Below are 17,585 nucleotides of genomic sequence, written 5' to 3' on the forward strand. Positions count from 1 at the left end.
CATAGTTTCGATAACTTTGTGTTGATGTTAAGATGTTTCCGATTGCAAACAAGGGAAACTAAAAATGCAAAAAGTTATCGTGGCAACACTGGCCATTATGATTTTATCTGGCTGCTCAGTTCGTAAAGAAATGGTCCCTATGGGGGGAAGTAAAGCCGATGGTACAGTGAGAATGGGTTATACAGTTGGTCAGTTTGAAAAGCCTGTTGTCGATCTAAATCAGGCTTCTTTATTGGCAGGACAGAAATGCAAAACATGGGGATATGAAGGGGCAGAACCTTTTGGCGGTCAGACTGTTCAATGTGGTCAAACAGATGGCTGGGGTAGTTGCATTGTTTCGAATGTCTCTGTTGAATATCAATGCACGGGCGGAAAAGCCGCTCAAAACTGATAAATGATTACATTCTAAAAAAACCGCTGCGGCGGTTTTTTTTATGGAGTTTTTAAATGTCAGAAATACTAACTCGCATAGAACTTTACGGTGTGTTAGGGAAAATTTTTGGTCGAACTCATTATCGTCTTATTCGGACGACAGGAGAGGCTGCTTATTCATTAACAAAAACTATTAATGGTTTTGAAAAGTATCTAAACACTAGCCGTATGAGAGGGATTACGTATGCGGTATATAAAGGGAAAAATAATATTGGTGTTGATGATCTCGGATTTCCTGTTACGGGGGAAGTGATCAAAATCATTCCTGTTATTATAGGCAGCAAAAAAGCAGGTTTGTTACAAACAATACTGGGAGTTGTTTTGGTGGCAGTTGGTGCTATTGCTACATACTTCGGTGGGGGCGCTGTAGGTGTGCCATTGATGAAGTTTGGTGCTGCTTTAGCAATTGGAGGAGTCATACAAATGTTGTCTCCTCAATCAACCGGTCTAGCCAGCAAACAGGATGCTGCTAATCAGGCCAGTTACGCTTTCGGTGGCGTGACGAATACCGCCGCACAGGGTTACCCCGTTCCTCTCTTATACGGAAAGCGTCGCATCGGTGGCGCAATCATCTCCGCCGGCATCTACGTCGAAGATCAGCAATAAAAAATCACTTTCCTCCAGGCCACCTTAGGGTGGCTTTTTTTATGGGTACGATATGGCAACTGCAACCGCTATTAAGGGCCGCAAGGGCGGCAGTTCAAAAACCCGCACGCCAACCGAACAACCCGATGATCTGCAGTCTGTTGCAAAAGCAAAAATCCTGATTGCGCTGGGTGAAGGCGAATTTGCAGGCCAGTTGACCGGGAAAGACATCTACCTTGACGGAACGCCCATTGAAAACTCTGACGGTTCGAAAAACTTCGGTGGAGTGGCCTGGGAATTTCGTCCTGGTACTCAGGCGCAAAAATATATTCAGGGGATACCGGGCACCGAAAATGAAATTAATGTGGGTACGGCGATCTCCAGCAGTACGGCATGGACGCATACCTTCACAAATATCCAGCTTTCAGCCATCCGCCTGCGTCTGAAATGGCCCTCACTTTTCAGGCAGGAAGACGACGGCGATCTGGTCGGATACTCGATTAATTATGCGATCGATCTGCAGACCGACGGTGGCGCATGGCAGACAGTGATCAACACGCGTGTGACCGGGAAAACCACATCAGGTTATGAGCGCAGCCATCGCATTGCTCTGCCGCAGGCAGGAACGACGTGGACAGTGCGACTTCGCAAAATTACCGCTGATGCCAATAGTGCAAAAATTGGTGATGCGATGACGCTGCAAAGCTACACGGAAGTGATCGATGCCAAGCTGCGCTATCCGAACACTGCACTGCTCTACATTGAATTTGATTCCAGTCAGTTTAATGGCTCCATTCCGCAAATTTCCTGCGAGCCGCGCGGGCGCGTAATTCGTGTTCCGGATAATTACAACCCCGAAACCCGGACTTATGGTGGTACATGGACTGGCGCGTTTAAATGGGCGTGGACAGACAACCCGGCATGGGTTTTTTACGATCTGGTTGTGACGGATCGTTTTGGTCTGGGGAATCGCCTGACGGCGGCAAACATTGATAAATGGACGTTGTACCAGGTGGCGCAGTATTGCGATCAGCCAGTGCCGGACGGAAAGGGTGGCAGTGGTACCGAACCACGTTATATCTGCAACGTTTACGTGCAGAACCGGAATGAGGCATACACCGTGCAGCGGGATTTCGCAGCCATATTCCGCGGGATGACTTACTGGGGCGGCGATCAGATAGTGGCGCTGGCGGACATGCCCCGCGATATCGACTACACCTATACACGCGCCAACGTCATTGACGGGCAGTTCGTCTATTCAAGCAGCACGACAAAAACCCGCTATACAACGGCGCTGGTCTCCTGGTCCGATCCGGATAATGCTTATGCGGACGCGATGGAGCCGGTGTTTGAACAGTCGCTTGTTGCCCGGTACGGCTTCAATCAGCTCGAGCTCACTGCAATCGGCTGCACCCGGCAATCTGAGGCAAACCGTAAGGGGCGCTGGGGGATCCTGACCAATAACAAAGATCGGGTAGTGACTTTCTCTGTTGGTCTGGACGGTAACATCCCGCAACCAGGTTACGTCATTGCGGTCGCTGACGAAATGCTGTCGGGTAAAGTCACCGGCGGTCGTATCAGTTCGGTGAACGGCAGGGTTCTCACCCTGGATCGTGTGGCTGATATCGCTCCCGGTAACCGTCTTATTGTGAACCTGCCGTCCGGCGTGTCGCAGGCCAGAACAGTCCAGGCGGTGAACGGCAGGGTCATTACAGTCACGACAGCCTACGGAGAAACACCGCAGGCTGAATGTGTATGGGTTGCTGAATCAGATGAGCTCTATGCGCAGCAGTACCGCGTTGTGAGTGTGGCCGATAATAACGATGGTACATTCACGATTTCCGGGGCTTATCATGATCCGGATAAATATGCCCGCATCGATACTGGCGCCATCATTGATCAGCGGCCTGTCAGTGTCGTTCCTCCGGGTAATCAGCATGCGCCGGAAAACATCATTATCAGTTCGTTTTCCGTTGTTCAGCAGGGTATCAGCGTCGAGACGATGCGTGCCAGCTGGGACCAGGCACCCAATGCTATCGCTTATGAAGCGCAGTGGCGCCGCAATGATGGCAACTGGGTAAACGTACCACGCAGCTCCACCACATCTTTCGACATTCCGGGGATTTATGCCGGGCGCTATCTGGTGCGTGTGCGTGCCATTAACGCCGCGGAAATCTCCTCCGGATGGGGTTACTCGGAAGAGAAAACACTGACGGGTAAGGTGGGCAACCCGCCGAAGCCGGTTGGTTTTACGGCAACGGGCATCAACTGGGGTATTCGTCTGAACTGGGGGTTCCCGGCAAACACTGCGGATACGCTGAAAACGGAGATTCAGTATACCGCGAACAGTGATTTTTCGGATCCGTTGCTGCTTTCTGATGTGCCGTATCCTTCGTCGGAATATACACAACTCGGACTGAGAGCCGGGCAGGAATTCTGGTACCGCGCGCAACTGGTGGATAAGACCGGAAACGAATCGGGATATACCGACTGGATCCGCGGCATGTCCAACGATAACGCCGATGACTATCTCGGCGATATTGCGGGTGGTTTCCTGACTTCCGAAGATGGCGATCGCCTGACCGGAGACATTGACACCAGTCTGGAAGCCGCCCTGCAAAATGCTCTGGCGAATCATGCGACCGTTGAGCATCAGTGGGCACAGTTGGGTGAGGTCCGTGCGGATATCCTGATTGTTAAAACAACCATCGCTGATGTTGATAAAGCGATGGCTGAACTGTCCACAAAGGTTCAGGCGCAGATCGAGGATGTGACCGCCACGCTGGAGGACAAGCTCACTGCGGTAGTTGATGCGGACGGGGCGACGGCAATTCATACGCTGAAGGCTGGTGTGCGAATCAACGGCGTGATGTACAACGCCGGGATGTCGATTGCTGTGCTGGCGCAGGCTGGTCAGCCTGTGATTACCCGCGTCGGTTTTAACGCCAACCAGTTTGTGCTGATGAGTGGCAGTGGAACGACTCAGTATTCACCATTTGCCGTTGTAAACGGCCAGGTGTTTATCAGTTCGGCGTTTATCCAGGACGGAACGATCACTAATGCCAAAATTGCAAACTATATCCGCTCGAATAATTTCCTCGCCGGAGCACGTGGCTGGAATATAGATAAGAGTGGTGACTGTGAATTTCACGGGAAGTTTTATGCTGACAGTGGTCAGTTTGCTTTTAATGGTGTGAATAATACGGTCGTTATTAACGGCAATGGAATTACTGTCAATCTGTCTGGTGGCGGGCGTGTTGTCGTTGGTAAATGGTAGGTGAGTTATGCCAGAAGGTATTCTGATTGATTATAACGATGGTCGCCCGGTCATGGCGATTACAGCGGGGCTTCGTGCCCCGTCGTTTTGCACGAACTTTTCGGGGCGCGGTACGGCTGGTAATCAAATGACAATAAGCACACCGCTAACAGCTGGGTCACAGGTGATTGTCGTACCAACGAAGCCGGCAGAAGTACAGGAAATCATCGATAACCAGGTATTTCTTCAAATCCCAGTATCAATGGCGTCAGTTGCACGAAATGGAAATAGCGGAGTAATCATCAACGGCGGTCCCCAGTTCGGTTACAACCTCACCCCGCAGGACTGGCGCGGCACGGTTCTTGAGATATTGCCTGCTGGAACTTATAACACCGGCCTGCTTGTGGCTGACTCTACCGATTTCACCGCTATATCGAACAACGCAAAATTAATGACATGCGCATGGGTTGGGCAGTGGGTTGTGAATGGGTCCCGCGCCCTTCCTGTTAGCGGGATACCCTTCGCCCGCTGGGATAATGGCGGTGTATCAGTAGGATTCGACGGCACCAATATTATTGTGCGGGATACTAATTACACCGGGGCCGATGACGTTACAGGGAGTGTTACATTAGACCTGGTTATATTCAATAATACCGCTCCGGTTGGGGGACCTGGTATCACCATGACCAACTCAGCGGGGCAGGTGACATTTTCCACACTCAAGCGACCGTTTATTTACGAACGCCTTCTTACCGTGTCCGACAGTAACCAGACAGTCGGAACCAGCTTTACACAATTATGCTTCGTCGGGTCAAATAGCCGCAAGATTGGTGACTACGATAATGTGCGCTTTAAGGGGATGATTCGGTCCGGGAATAATATTCGCGCCGGGCTTAGTCGGGTTGTCGGTAATTATTATAACCAGGGGTTTAACAATAATTTTAACCAGAACATCGCAATGCCAATTCTTGTCCTTCCCCCCATGTATTGAGGAAATAATATGTCAGCAGGAACGTTAACCCTGACCAATAACTCAGATTTGGTCTCCGGGGTAGGCACCTCATTTTCCACGGAACTGACCGCTGGTGATTTTGTTGTCGCTACCGTTGGTGGCGTTACTTACACGCTGCCGGTTAAGTCCGTTGAAGGTGATACTGAAATCACCCTCATCAGCAAATATCCCGGACCGACACATCAAGGTTCTGCGTGGAATGCAGTACCACGTGCCACACAGAACCAGGTGACAGCGGCGCTGGTAGTGCAGAGCACCGAGGCGTTGCGTGGGCTGAACTATGACAAACAAAACTGGCAGGCTGTATTCAGTGTGGACGGTCATATCACCGTCATGTTACCGGATGGCTCCTCCTTCTCTGGCCCCTCGTGGTTAAGTATTGCAAACATTCTGAACACACTGGATGTTGAGTATCTCGATCAACTTGCTGCACAAATCAAACAGGATGCGCAGCAGGTTGAAGCCGATAAAAACACGGTCGTTGACACTGCTCAGCAGGTATCAACTGATGCGCAGACTGCATCCACTGCTGCAACCGGCGCGCAAGGCTCAGCCACTGAGGCTGCCCAGAGCGAAACGAATGCTGAAGGCTATAAGGAGCTGGCTCGTAAATATGCGCTTAATCCGGAGGATGACCCGGTAACAGGTAACGAATATTCAGCGCTTCACTATTCGGAGAAAGCGAAGAAATCCGCAGCAGAAGCGGCATCTCACAATCCTGCTGAGGCACTCGTTAAATCGCTGAACCTGTCAGACCTGGCGGACCGTGCCGCCGCCTGGCTTAACGTTCGCCCGATCGGGTCAACCCCGTTAGCGGGAGACCCGGTAAACCCATATGACGCAACGACGCAACGTTGGGTGGAGAACTATGTATCTGGCGGAGGTGGAACCGGGCCAACCATGAACGGGGTACAAAACTTCGGCGTGGGTATGCCGATTTTGTGGACCAGTCGCGCCTTTACTCCGGCGTGGGCGGTGGTGTCGGACGGGCAGATCCTTAACCGTGCCGACTGGCCTGAACTATGGGTGCACGCGCAAATGCACACGCCGATCGACGATGCCGATTGGTTGGCTAACCCTGGGAAGCGAGGCAACTACTCAAACGGCGATGGATCGACTACTTTCAGGGTGCCAGACTTTAACGGTGTTCAAAGCGGGTCAATTCCGGGGCTATTTGGTCGGGGCGATCAGGGTGGATTATTGCCAGCGGGTAACGTTTACGAAAGTGCCGCGCCTAACATATCAGGGCGTATTGGTGCTGTTGATGCAGCCGGGAGGGCGGTAGCATCCAGCGGGACAGGTGCCTTTAGTGTTCGCGAGACTGATCTCACAAACGGATTTGTTACGTCATCGGCTACCGGCACACCAAACCGATACACTTATGTGTATTTTGATGCTAATTCTAAAAACCCTGTATATGGGCGTAGCGCTAACCAGGTATGGCCTAACTCTTTTGTTGGCGTCTGGATCATCTGCGCGTCTGGAGGCTTCACGGCGGCTAACACGTTATGGTCCGTTATCAACGAAGACGCAGAGGCACCCGGTGCCGGTGTGGTTACTCGTGGCGGAGATGTGCGCAGTTCTTATAAAATCGCAGGGGTAGAAGTAGCGCGCGGTTCGCTGTATGCAACGCATAGCACGTTTTCTTCCGGTTTCAGAAATGTGAGCGCGGTGATAGAGGCCTGGAGCACAGACGCTTCGGCTTCCTGGTCATTTAACCACGCGGGATACATCACGGCTAATATTCCTGGCGGGAACTTTAACTTACAAGCTGATCCCGGTGTTACCGGAGGTATGTTTGCAAATGGTGATCGGTTCGTAGGTATGGGCCTTCGAGACCAGAATACAGCAAACGCCGACGCCGTTGGTAAAACGTGGATGATGGCGTTGAACGGGGTTTCAGGCTTGCAGTTTATCGCCCGTAACAGAGCGCAGTCTAACGTAGGCCAGCTTGTTATTAATATGCCGTACTCCAACGGTACATTAGCCCTTCAGGGGACATCCGGTCTGGCCTATAAACACGATGTGACGGACGCGGATCTGACGGAAGCAGTAAACCGCATTGACGCGCTTCGCATGGTTAACTTCGTGTACAACGACGACGAGCAAGAACGCCTGCGATTCGGGATTATCGCGGAAGAGGCCGAGAAGGTGGCGCCGCAATACATCAAACACAATTCAGAAGAAATCGCCGATATCATGGACGACGACGGCAACAAGATCGGGGCGAAAACTCGTGACCGGCCATCTGTAGACAACAACCCGATCGTGATGGACTTACTGGGGTATGTGAAGCACCTGAAGGCAGAGATCGAAATGTTGAAAACTGCATTGAATGGTAAATGAACTGAGGGGGCCAGTAGGCCCCTTTTTTTTGGGTTCAGTCTCTGAACAGTGATCTATGAGTTTAAAGATCAGCAAGATACTCAGCGTTAAATATTGATAGTTTCCGCCTGTATTAAACTGTGTCGAACCGGGCATGATAGTCCATTTCGGCATACTAAAACCTGTAATATTTGCGTATCCGAAGGCTTGTAATCATTATAAAAATTTAGCTCAATTTAGGTAACTAGTAGATATCGTCTATCAGTCTGTAGTAAACAATATAGAAGGATTTTCTTGCGTAAAATGGGGGAGAGGGATTTGCTTACGTTTTATGAGATTGCATCAATCAACCATAGATTGCTGGATATCAGTGATACATGGGCCGATTTGTGGGTGTGCCTTCACTATTTACCAGTTGGTATCGGAAGGGTAAGAATGCTTCGCTATACTAACTTGGTTGGTAGTAATTTGACCTTTGAGCAAAGAGGAAGATTGAAGGAAATAAATATAATAGCTCCTTCGCCGGTTCGAAACATAATTTTACGCAGAAGGGAAATTTATCCTGATGATGTTTATGTTTTCCAGAGTCATTCTAATCGAGTTAAAGCAGAGGAAAAACCCGTGACAGTTGTTGCATTTAACCGGGCGCTTAAGCTCGCCTCTTCGGGGGTTACGACAAAGAATGTCACCAGTAAATGCGCCTGAAAAAAGTTGCCGTTGTTCGTCGTATGCAGGAACGGACGGCGGCTGGCGATCGTTCGATAGTGCGAGTATTGAATGATTGCCAGCCGGTGCGGATTCTACATATGCAATATGACAAAACAATGCTCTTATTCTGACACCAGCCACATATCAGATTCTTCAAACATTTCCTCAAGCATGCGGTTCAGCCGTTCTTTCTCAGTTTTGGTGCAGTCGCTGTTTAAGGCGTTAGCCTGCATTGGCTTTACCCTCACCTCAGCATCGGGAAAAATCCGGTGCACCCGCTTCGTCAATTCGGCCAGAATGATGTTACTTGCACCTGGAAACCCGGCAACGTTTCTCTTGTCATAAACCAGCTCAACAAACATTTTTACCTTCTCCCTTTACTGGTTGGATATACAGTATATATACTGTGTTTTTATCCAGTGTCAATAGTAGATAGAGGTAACTATGGGCTTCCCTTCTCCGACAGCGGACTACGTTGAGCGCCACATATCGCTAGACGAGAAATTTATTGAGCATCCATCAGCTACATACTTCATGAGAGCAGGGCAGACATACTGGAGAGAAGGCATCATGAATGGTGCCTTGTTAGTGGTAGATAGCTCCCTGATACCTTGCGATGGCTCTCTGCTCATCTGTAGGTTAGATGGTGAGCTAAAGATAAAGCGCTTCCGCTTGCACCCAAGACCTCACCTGGTGAACCTGGAGAACGGTAAGCGCGAAGAGATACCAGACTCAACGGGTGACTACAATGTGACTTCGCCAGTATTTGGGGTGATCGCTTACATCATCAATGATGCACGATCGGGAGAGTTTGATAGCTGCCCTGTCATCTAATATGACGGTGGTTTCACCCCCATTTCACCCCAGTTTCACCCCGTACAAATTTCAGGCATAAAAAAACCAGCCGTAAGAGGCTGGTTCTTAAGGAGTATTTTGGTCGGCACGAGAGGATTTGAACCTCCGACCCCCGACACCCCATGACGGTGCGCTACCAGGCTGCGCTACGTGCCGACTCGTGGGAGCTAATACTACCGCTTTCCGTACCGAATGCAAGGGGACATCCAGCTAACTGATTAATAATAAATCAGTTAGCGATAAAACGCTTCTCGTCTGTCAGCACCTGTAATAACAGACTCAACTGTGGCTTCTGATCTTTAATCTTCTCGCCGCGTAAATCGTATGTCTGGTACTTGCCGTTGTTGTTCAGCACCAGCGTCATTTCCGGCGTGGTGATTGCCAGCGTACTGAGATCGGCCGCCGTTACCCAGTAGTGACGACGATTGGCATTGAACAGATCCTGCCCCTGCGAATATTCATTAGCAGGCGTGCTGACGTGGAGCAGACGCTGCATCAACGTGGTCATGACGTCTGTGTGATCGGTCAGGCTGTTGATCCGCTGTGCGGGAGTCCCCGGCCAGTGAATAATGAGCGGAACCTGCAGGTGACCGCGCGACCAGGCGAAGTTTTTCTCTTCATCGCTCAACGCGACGCCGCGACCGGCGGTGATTATCACCACCGTGTTATCCAGTTTACCGGACTCACGCAGCGCGCCGAGCACACGGTTGATCTGCTTATCAACATCTCCCGCCGCGCGAGCGTAGCGGCGAACGAAGTTAGACTGGTTGCTGTCGTCAACGTTGGTGCCGTTAAACGAAACCCACGAGAACCAGCGGTTGTCTTCCTGCGCGTAACGCCCCAGCCAGTTGATCCACTGGCTGGCGGTCTGTTCGTCAGACTGCGTCTGTACGCTTGGCATCGAGAAATCAGACAGTAACGCCTGGCGGTAGAGCGGGCTGGTAAAGCCGTCGGAAGAGAACAGTCCCAGCTGATAGCCTTGCTGATTCAGAGCCGAAATCAGCGCAGCCGGCGTTCGGGTGGACAGAATACCGTCCATATAGCTCGGCGACACGCCGTAAAACAGGCCAAAAATACCGTTATCGGTGGTGTTGCCGGAACTCATGTGGCGCGTGAAGGCAATGTTTTGCCCGGCAAATTCGGCAAGTGCCGGCATCTGCTTTTCATAGCGCGAATAGTTCAGGCCATCGACCGTGATCAGCAGGACATTTTGCCCGGTTCCCATATCGCGATAGCGTAATTCGCTTAGTGGGTACTGCACGGACACCGCTTCCGGATTCCCCTGTTCGACCAGACGGCGCTGATACTCCTGCGCATCCAGCAGGCCATGTTTTTCCAGAAACCGGCGCGCGGTCATCGGATAGGAGAGCGGCAGATTGGCGCGCTGCATGGTGATCGGACGATAGAAATTGGCATCCGCCCAGATATAGACCACATGTGAAGCAATAAATGACACAAAGAAGAAGGCGGCCAGCGGCTTGGCGAAGTGACGACGACGCGTCAGGCTGCGCAGTTTTTGCCAGCTCCAGGTCGCAAACAGCATTTCAATCAATAAGATAACCGGCACGCTGATAAACATCAGCTGCCAGTCGCGCGCCATTTCATTTTGGTCGGGGTTAATCACCAGTTCCCAGACGATGGGATTAAGATGCAGGTGGAAACGGGTAAACACTTCGCTGTCGATCAGCAGAAGCGTCATTCCGGCCGTCGCCAGAATGGCTGACAGGAAACGCATCAGCCTCTGGGACATCACAATGAACGTCAGCGGGAACAGAATCAGCAGATAGGTGGCAAACACCAGAAAGCTGAAATGGCCGACGATACTCAGATAAGAGTAAACGCGACCGGCCAGCGTTGTCGGCCAGTCGGCGACAAACAGGTAACGGCTGCCGAGCACGATAGCCAGCAGAATGTTGAACAGTGCAAACCAGTGCCCCCAACTAACCATCTGGGAGACTTTTTCACGGTAGCGCTGACGATGAGTTACCATAACGTGTCGTTCGTTTCCCCAAAATCGGCTTTTAGTGCGCTTTGTCGTCGTTAACCGAGGACTGCAATGCGCGGGCAAAAGAGTTCGCAATCGCCTGGCGCTGAGCCGGGGCAATGCTGGTATTAATAAGGTTGGTGACCATGTTTCCCAGCACCATCAGGGAAAGATCAGTCGGTGCCTTATGTTTTTCCAGTACGTTGAGCATCTCGGTGAGCAGTTGTTCAACGTGTTCGTCACTATAGCGGGAGATTTGTGGCATAAATCGACATCAGTTTATTCATGAAAGGGCAACATATTACCGTAGCAACAGTTTTTTTTCCGCTTTTTTATCCTCAATAATTCGCGCTACCGTGCGACAGGCAAAACGGCGCTGCATCTTCTGTTGCGTCGCCTCGCCGGTGGTGGTTGAATACCGCCCGGTCTTTAAGGAGAGTTTATCATGAGTCTGGATATCAACCAGATTGCCCTGCACCAGCTTATCAAGCGTGATGAGCAAAACCTTGAGCTGGTCCTGCGCGATTCATTACTGGAACCGACAAACACCGTTGTCGATATGATGGCTGAACTGCATCGGGTCTATAGCGCGAAAAACAAAGCGTATGGTCTGTTCAGCGAAGAGAGCGAACTGGCGCAAGCGCTGCGCTTACAGCGCCAGGGTGAGGAAGATTTTCTCGCCTTTAGCCGTGCGGCGACCGGACGTTTACGTGACGAGCTCGCCAAATACCCGTTTGCTGACGGCGGCATTGTGCTGTTCTGTCATTATCGCTATCTGGCGGTAGAGTATTTACTGGTGGCGGTGCTGAACAACTTAAGCAGCATGCGCGTCAATGAGAATCTGGATATCAACCCGACGCACTATCTGGATATCAACCATGCGGATATCGTCGCGCGTATCGATCTGACCGAGTGGGAAACCAATCCGGAATCCACCCGCTATCTGACCTTCCTGAAGGGGCGGGTAGGGCGAAAAGTGGCTGACTTCTTTATGGATTTCCTCGGAGCCAGCGAAGGTCTCAACGCCAAGGCGCAAAACCGTGGACTGCTGCAGGCGGTCGATGACTTCACCGCTGAAGCGCAACTGGATAAAGCTGAGCGCCAAAACGTGCGCCAGCAGGTGTACAGCTACTGCAACGAGCAGCTTCAGGCCGGTGAGGAAATTGAGCTGGAGTCGCTGTCAAAAGAACTTTCTGGCGTCAGTGAAGTGAGTTTTAGCGAGTTTACGGCAGAGAAGGGCTATGAGCTGGAAGAGAGCTTCCCGGCCGATCGCAGCACGCTGCGCCAACTGACCAAATATGCCGGCAGCGGCGGTGGGTTAACCATTAACTTTGACGCGATGCTACTGGGCGAGCGTATTTTCTGGGATCCGGCAACGGATACGTTGACCATTAAAGGCACGCCGCCGAACCTGCGCGATCAGCTTCAGCGCCGTACGTCTGGCGGTAATTAAAAGCCATAAAAAAACCCCGCCGGAGCGGGGTTTTCTTCAACTTGTTGGCGATTACGCGCGAACGAAGTCGATGTGAGTCAGCTTCGGCTTGAACGCGTGACGCTGTACAGCCTGAGCTTTAACTTTTACTTCTTTACCGTCAACAACGATGGTCAGAACGTCGCTATAGAAACCTTCTTTAGCTTGCATGTTCATGATGGAATCGTGGTCCAGTTCGATAGCAATCGGGGCTTCTTTGCCACCGTAGATGATTGCCGGGAACTTGTTAGCGGCACGCAGGCGGCGGCTCGCACCCTTACCCTGCTCTTTACGTACTTCAGCGTTGATAGTAAACATTTAAATCTCTCTTTAATAATTCCTGCTACAGGCGACCCAGCAACAGGTAAGTGATCTGCTTTGCGTATGCAAAAGCGGGCGAGATTCTATCCTCAAACGCCCGTTACATCAATCAAAAGTACGATTAACCGCGTAATTCATGTGCCCGACGGAAACGCCCCTCGTAATCGAATACCTTTTCCCGCACCTGCCAGTACAGGCCTTTCATCCGCGCCACCACAAAGTCGGGATGGCGTAACAAGGGTTGTTGCGCGAGGATATCCGCCGCGGTGATCCAGCGTAGCGGCACACCTGGCGTGCGGGTATGCGGGCGGATAAACAGTTGTTCAAATGCCGTACGTTGGGCAGGGGTTTGCAGGCGAAAGCGCTCGCTAACGTCCGCGCCATCTTCGTCATAGTAGGTGATTTTCAGCCATTCGCCTTTCTCGTCATGGCCGTGCTGCAACGTCATGCCGCTACAGCGGAGCACCAGCGCGTCTTTCAGTTTCAACGCTGCTTTCAGCATGTCGTCGGGATCGACAAGGATCGTATCGCATTCCCGACAGCGGCGAGCGGCAATGTCGTTTTCGGCGTTGCACTGCGGGCAATTTTTAAAGCGGAAGCGAAAATCGCACTGCTCGCGATGTCCTTCATCATCTTCAAACCAACCCTGACAGCGGCGGCCAAAATGTTCGAGCAGCGTACCGTCAGCGGTAGTTTTGCCCCAGAAGGTATTTGCGAAACCGCAGGCCGGGCAGAAGACCTGGACCGGCACGTTATCACTTTTGCCTTTCGGGCTCCCCACCTCCGGAGAATAGAGATCGTGCGGATTACCGGCGTAATCCAGAATCAAACAGTCCGTTTTTCCCGGTGCGAGACGCAGGCCGCGACCCACAATTTGTTGGTACAGACTGACTGACTCGGTGGGGCGCAGAATGGCAATGAGATCGACGTGCGGGGCATCGAAGCCCGTGGTTAAGACGGAGACGTTGACCAGATAACGAAAACGCTGAGCCTTAAACGCGTCTATCAGCTCATCACGTTCAGGACCCGGCGTGTCGCCGGTAATCAGCGCGGAATCCGCTTTCGGCAGCAGTCCGGCAATCTCTTTGGCATGCTCGACGGTGGCGGCAAAAATCATCACCCCTTTGCGGGTCTGGGCGAATTCAATAATCTGGCTGATGATATGCGGTGTGATACGCTGCTGCTTTTTCAGCTCACGATTCAGATCGGCTTCGCTAAACAGACCGTTGCTTTGCGCCTGCAGGCGGCTGAAATCGTACTGCACCACCGGCATGTCGAGGCGTTCCGGCGGCGTAAGATAGCCGTGCTTAATCATGTAGCGCAGCGGCAGTTCGTAAATGCAGTCGCGAAACAGCGCCTTGTCGTCGCCGCGCACCATACCGTGGTAGTGAAAATGATAGATCCAGCCTTTGCCCAGACGAAAAGGGGTGGCGGTCAGCCCCAGCAGGCGAATGTGGGGATTGGCGTTGCTCAGATGGGTGAGTATCTGTTGATACTGGCTCTCTTCGTCATCGCCGATACGATGGCATTCATCAACAATCAGCAGCGAAAACTCGCTCTGGAAGGCGTCCAGATTGCGAGCCACGGACTGAACGCTGCCGAACACCACTTTACCGTGGCTCTCTTTACGTTTAAGTCCGGCGGCAAAAATATCGGCTTCCAGCCCCAGTGCGCAGTATTTGGCATGGTTTTGCGCCACCAGCTCTTTCACATGCGCCAGAACCAGCACGCGGCCTCTGGCGACGCGCGCCAGTTCAGCAATCACCAGGCTTTTACCGGCGCCAGTGGGCAGAACAATCACCGCAGGCGTGCGATGGCGACGGAAATGGTTGAGCGTGGCATCCACGGCTTCTTGCTGGTAGGGGCGAAGTGTAAAAATCATGGTCTCACAATACGTAACGAACTCGGGTATAGTATGCCACGAATCGTTTTCCCTTGAGGGATGTTGTTAGCCCGCTATACTGGGCAGATAACGGCTCCACTTTTCGGGCGACGCGCCCGACTCCCGTATTTTTACAGGCAAAATCACACTCATGCGACTTGATAAATTTATCGCTCAGCAACTCGGCGTCAGCCGCGCTATTGCCGGGCGTGAAATCCGCGGTAGCCGTGTTACCGTGGATGGTGAAATCATCCGGAATACTGCGTTCAAACTGCTGCCAGAACACGACGTAGCATATGACGGCAACACGCTGGTTCAGCAAAACGGCCCACGTTACTTTATGCTTAATAAACCCCAGGGCTATGTGTGTTCGACGGATGACCCGGATCATCCGACAATCCTGTATTTCCTGGATGAGCCGGTCGCGCATAAATTACACGCTGCGGGTCGCCTGGATATCGACACCACCGGTCTGGTGCTGATGACCGACGACGGGCAGTGGTCGCACCGCATCACCTCTCCGCGTCACCACTGCGAGAAAACGTATCTGGTCACGCTGGAGTCGCCCGTCGCCGAAGATACCGCCGCGCAGTTTGCAAAAGGCGTGCAGTTACATAATGAAAAAGATCTCACCAAACCGGCTGTGCTTGAGGTTATCACCCCGACGCAGGTGCGTCTGACCATCAGCGAAGGACGCTATCATCAGGTGAAACGGATGTTTGCCGCCGTGGGTAACCACGTGGTCGAACTGCACCGTGAGCGGATAGGCGCCATTACCCTTGATGCTGACCTTGAACCCGGTGAGTATCGCCCTTTGACCGAAGCCGAAATTGCCAGCGTCGGCATGTCGTCCAGCTAAATTCAGGAGTTTTTTGTGACCACCCGGCAGCACTCGTCCTTTGCCATTGTTTTTATTCTCGGTCTGCTGGCGATGTTAATGCCGCTGTCGATCGATATGTACCTTCCGGCGCTACCGGTGATCTCCGAGCAGTTTGGCGTGCCGGCGGGCAGCGCACAGATGACGCTTAGCACCTATATTCTGGGCTTCGCAGTCGGGCAGTTATTGTATGGGCCGATGGCGGATAGCCTTGGGCGAAAACCGGTGATCCTCGGTGGCACGCTGGTGTTCGCTGCCGCCGCCGTAGCCTGTGCGCTGGCGCAGACCATCGATCAGCTGATTGTGATGCGATTCTTCCACGGTCTGGCTGCAGCCGCTGCCAGCGTGGTGATCAATGCGCTGATGCGCGATATGTATCCTAAAGAAGAGTTCTCCCGCATGATGTCGTTCGTCATGCTGGTGACCACGATTGCACCGCTGATGGCACCAATCATCGGCGGCTGGGTGCTGGTGTGGTTGAGCTGGCACTCTATCTTCTGGATCCTGGCGATCGCCGCGGTTCTGGCCTCTGTCATGATCGCAACGCTCATTAAAGAGACGTTACCGGTTGAAAAGCGCCAGCCGTTCCATATCCGCACGACAATAGGTAACTTTGCCTCGCTGTTTCGCCATAAGCGGGTGCTGAGCTATATGCTGGCAAGCGGCTTTAGCTTTGCCGGGATGTTCTCTTTTCTCAGCGCCGGGCCGTTCGTGTATATCGAAATCAACCACGTATCGCCGCAGGATTTTGGCTACTACTTCGCGCTAAACATCGTCTTTTTATTCATTATGACGATTTTTAACAGTCGCTTCGTACGCCGGATCGGTGCGCTGAACATGTTCCGTACCGGATTGTGGATCCAACTGGCGATGGCGGTGTGGATGGTGCTGAGTGCGCTGTTTGGCATCGGTTTCTGGGCGCTGGTGCTGGGGGTGGCAGTCTTTGTCGGTTGCGTGTCGATGATCTCTTCCAATGCGATGGCGGTGATCCTCGATGAGTTCCCACACATGGCGGGAACGGCCTCATCGCTGGCGGGCACTTTCCGCTTTGGCATTGGCGCGCTTGTTGGCGCGTTACTCTCTCTGGCAACGTTTAACTCAGCCTGGCCGATGATTTGGTCTATTGCCTTCTGTGCAAGCTGTTCAATTTTGTTCTATCTCTATGCGAGCCGCCCGAAAAAACGGTGATCAAATACACAATATGGAAGCCGTTCGGCTTCCTTTGTTGATGTATGTCAACGACAATCCTATCATTCCCCCGATATATGTTTATTTTATGTAAAATCAATTTATGTAAAAAGTCACATCATTGTAGTTAAAAAGGTTGAGTTAGATCGCAGAAACGGGTACATATAGCCCGCGCTCCTGTCCCGACTGGAAATCTCTATTTTAATAAAGGCCATACCCCACATACTGGCCACGCGGGAGAAGGATTGCCACGTTATGCATCCGTTTAAGGACGGATTGTCAATGATGTGTTAATATAGATGTAAATAAATTGTGAAGTGATTGTGCTTCCGGGGAAAGAAAGTGACAACATTACAGCTCTCAATCGTTCATCGCTTACCACAGAACTATCGTTGGTCTGCGGGTTTCGCAGGTTCGAAAGTTGAACCGATTCCGCAAAATGGCCAAAGCGTCGAAAACAGTCTGGTGGCGCTTAAACTGCTGAGTCCGGATGGCGATAGCGCCTGGCCGGTGATGCATAAACTCAGTCAGGCGCTCAGTGATATCGAAGTGCCATGTTCCGTACTGGAATGTGAAGGCGAACCGTGTCTGTTTGTGAATCGCCAGGACGAATTTGCCGCGACCTGTCGTCTGAAAAACTTTGGCGTGGCCATTGCCGAACCGTTTTCTAACAACAATCCATTTTGAGC

General features: G+C 51.9%; 16 protein-coding genes and 1 tRNA gene. 11 read left to right on the forward strand and 6 right to left on the reverse strand.

Annotation, left to right across the window (positions count from 1 at the left end):
* The first annotated feature begins 64 nt into the window (after nucleotides 1–64).
* The 6 genes from yecR (at nucleotide 65) to OGW13_RS18095 (ending at nucleotide 8,315) form a co-directional block, all read left to right on the forward strand.
* Entirely contained in the window at nucleotides 65–391 is a 327-nt protein-coding gene (gene yecR / locus OGW13_RS18065) for a YecR family lipoprotein (protein WP_043001104.1), read from the forward strand.
* Nucleotides 392–447: 56 nt separating this feature from the next.
* Entirely contained in the window at nucleotides 448–1,038 is a 591-nt protein-coding gene (locus OGW13_RS18070; RefSeq protein ID WP_043001103.1) for a tail assembly protein, read from the forward strand.
* Between the two features lie 52 nt (nucleotides 1,039–1,090).
* A complete protein-coding gene (locus tag OGW13_RS18075; RefSeq protein WP_287116335.1) occupies nucleotides 1,091–4,294 on the forward strand; it encodes a TipJ family phage tail tip protein in 3,204 nt (1,067 codons plus the stop codon).
* A 7-nt stretch (nucleotides 4,295–4,301) separates the two neighbouring features.
* Nucleotides 4,302–5,264 (forward strand): DUF6453 family protein, encoded by a 963-nt coding sequence (locus OGW13_RS18080; RefSeq protein WP_287116336.1) that lies wholly within the window; start codon nucleotides 4,302–4,304, stop codon nucleotides 5,262–5,264.
* A gap of 9 nt (nucleotides 5,265–5,273) precedes the next feature.
* A complete protein-coding gene (locus tag OGW13_RS25770; RefSeq protein WP_353622488.1) occupies nucleotides 5,274–7,631 on the forward strand; it encodes a tail fiber domain-containing protein in 2,358 nt (785 codons plus the stop codon).
* Nucleotides 7,632–7,913: 282 nt separating this feature from the next.
* A complete protein-coding gene (locus OGW13_RS18095) occupies nucleotides 7,914–8,315 on the forward strand; it encodes a hypothetical protein (protein ID WP_125340102.1) in 402 nt (133 codons plus the stop codon).
* A 125-nt stretch (nucleotides 8,316–8,440) separates the two neighbouring features.
* Here OGW13_RS18095 and OGW13_RS18100 read toward each other — a convergent pair whose 3' ends face one another.
* Nucleotides 8,441–8,680: a DinI family protein gene (locus OGW13_RS18100; protein ID WP_044258164.1), complete on the reverse strand. Its 240-nt coding sequence runs from the start codon at nucleotides 8,678–8,680 to the stop codon at nucleotides 8,441–8,443.
* An 82-nt stretch (nucleotides 8,681–8,762) separates the two neighbouring features.
* On the opposite strand from OGW13_RS18100, the gene OGW13_RS18105 reads away from it, so the two are divergent.
* Nucleotides 8,763–9,152 (forward strand): HumD family translesion DNA polymerase, encoded by a 390-nt coding sequence (locus tag OGW13_RS18105; protein WP_287116337.1) that lies wholly within the window; start codon nucleotides 8,763–8,765, stop codon nucleotides 9,150–9,152.
* A 100-nt stretch (nucleotides 9,153–9,252) separates the two neighbouring features.
* On the opposite strand, the gene OGW13_RS18110 is transcribed toward OGW13_RS18105, so the two are convergent.
* The 3 genes from OGW13_RS18110 to OGW13_RS18120 form a co-directional block, all read right to left on the reverse strand.
* Nucleotides 9,253–9,329: transfer RNA gene (locus OGW13_RS18110), tRNA-Pro, on the reverse strand.
* Between the two features lie 73 nt (nucleotides 9,330–9,402).
* On the reverse strand, nucleotides 9,403–11,163 hold the full coding sequence (gene yejM, locus OGW13_RS18115; protein WP_061069852.1) for an LPS biosynthesis-modulating metalloenzyme YejM: 1,761 nt from the start codon (nucleotides 11,161–11,163) through the stop codon (nucleotides 9,403–9,405).
* A 31-nt stretch (nucleotides 11,164–11,194) separates the two neighbouring features.
* The gene (locus OGW13_RS18120) at nucleotides 11,195–11,422 is read right to left on the reverse strand and encodes a YejL family protein (protein ID WP_042317936.1); all 228 of its coding nucleotides are present in this window, start codon (nucleotides 11,420–11,422) and stop codon (nucleotides 11,195–11,197) included.
* Between the two features lie 180 nt (nucleotides 11,423–11,602).
* On the opposite strand from OGW13_RS18120, the gene yejK reads away from it, so the two are divergent.
* Nucleotides 11,603–12,610, forward strand: coding sequence for a nucleoid-associated protein YejK (gene yejK / locus OGW13_RS18125; RefSeq protein ID WP_044268661.1), 1,008 nt, complete (start codon nucleotides 11,603–11,605; stop codon nucleotides 12,608–12,610).
* Nucleotides 12,611–12,661: 51 nt separating this feature from the next.
* Here yejK and rplY read toward each other — a convergent pair whose 3' ends face one another.
* Both rplY and radD read right to left on the reverse strand, forming a co-directional pair.
* Nucleotides 12,662–12,946, reverse strand: a complete 285-nt coding sequence (rplY, locus tag OGW13_RS18130) for a 50S ribosomal protein L25 (RefSeq protein ID WP_043000095.1) — start codon at nucleotides 12,944–12,946, stop codon at nucleotides 12,662–12,664.
* A 124-nt stretch (nucleotides 12,947–13,070) separates the two neighbouring features.
* Nucleotides 13,071–14,831 (reverse strand): DNA repair helicase RadD, encoded by a 1,761-nt coding sequence (gene radD, locus OGW13_RS18135; RefSeq protein WP_054175996.1) that lies wholly within the window; start codon nucleotides 14,829–14,831, stop codon nucleotides 13,071–13,073.
* 151 nt (nucleotides 14,832–14,982) lie between these two features.
* Here radD and rsuA point away from each other — a divergent pair, with 151 nt between their 5' ends.
* The 3 genes from rsuA to OGW13_RS18150 all read left to right on the forward strand — a co-directional run bounded on the left by rsuA (nucleotide 14,983) and on the right by OGW13_RS18150 (nucleotide 17,583).
* On the forward strand, nucleotides 14,983–15,690 hold the full coding sequence (rsuA, locus tag OGW13_RS18140) for a 16S rRNA pseudouridine(516) synthase RsuA (protein ID WP_043000097.1): 708 nt from the start codon (nucleotides 14,983–14,985) through the stop codon (nucleotides 15,688–15,690).
* A 15-nt stretch (nucleotides 15,691–15,705) separates the two neighbouring features.
* A complete protein-coding gene (locus OGW13_RS18145) occupies nucleotides 15,706–16,896 on the forward strand; it encodes a Bcr/CflA family multidrug efflux MFS transporter (protein WP_043000098.1) in 1,191 nt (396 codons plus the stop codon).
* Nucleotides 16,897–17,238: 342 nt separating this feature from the next.
* Nucleotides 17,239–17,583 carry a YejG family protein gene (locus OGW13_RS18150; protein WP_043000099.1) on the forward strand — a complete coding sequence of 115 codons (345 nt, stop codon included), beginning with the start codon at nucleotides 17,239–17,241 and terminating at the stop codon, nucleotides 17,581–17,583.
* The last annotated feature ends 2 nt before the right edge of the window (nucleotides 17,584–17,585 follow it).

It is taken from the genome of Citrobacter sp. Ca225, assembly GCF_030337175.1.
Taxonomy (GTDB): Bacteria; Pseudomonadota; Gammaproteobacteria; order Enterobacterales; family Enterobacteriaceae; genus Citrobacter_A; species Citrobacter_A amalonaticus.